A 619-nucleotide genomic window follows, 5' to 3' on the forward strand; every position below is an offset into this window, starting at 1 on the left:
CCGCTGCGGCGTCGCCGCTGCGGCCCTGGTCGCGCTGGCTTTCGTCGTTGTAGATTCAATCCTCAGACCGCCTGCAGAGGCACCAGGCTTCCAACGCGTCGCCTCGCTGGCTGCTGATGACACCGATGTCCGCTATCTGGCGATTTACGATCCGGTGCATAATCGCATCGGCCTATCGCATCTGTCGGGCGCTCGCGCGGCAAATCGCGATTTCGAACTATGGGTGATTGAAGCCGGTCAATCTCCGATATCGGCAGGCATCATTCCCGAGGGTGAGACGGTCCACCTGGCATTGCAGGAGAATGTCGCACGACTGTTGGAGCGCGATGCCGCATTCGCGATCTCACTGGAACCCGAGGGCGGATCGCCCACGGGGCAGCCGACCGGGCCCCTAGTAGCAGCAGGCGATCTCAAGAGCATCTGAAAAAAGTCATAGCCGTTGAAACTCCCGCGGCAATTCTCTCGTAGCTCCTCCGTATCCCGGTGGAACGGGAACTTAACTGAGGAGATACGCCATGCCCGTCACTGAACGTACCATGAAATTATCGCTTGTAGCGGCGGCTGCCTCGCTGTCGATGCTGCTCGGCGTGGCACACGCGGAAAATCCGATGGTGGGGGG

Annotated in this window: 1 protein-coding gene; it reads left to right on the forward strand. The window is 60.4% G+C overall.

From position 1 onward, the window contains the following. Positions 1-424, forward strand: a 424-nt coding sequence (locus ACFHWW_RS34085) for an anti-sigma factor domain-containing protein (protein ID WP_379943787.1), incomplete at its 5' end; no start/stop codon positions are given. Positions 425-619 lie beyond the last annotated feature (195 nt).

Origin of the sequence: Sinorhizobium sp. P24N7 (assembly GCF_042436655.1) — a bacterium.
Taxonomy (GTDB): domain Bacteria; phylum Pseudomonadota; class Alphaproteobacteria; order Rhizobiales; family Rhizobiaceae; genus Sinorhizobium; species Sinorhizobium meliloti_A.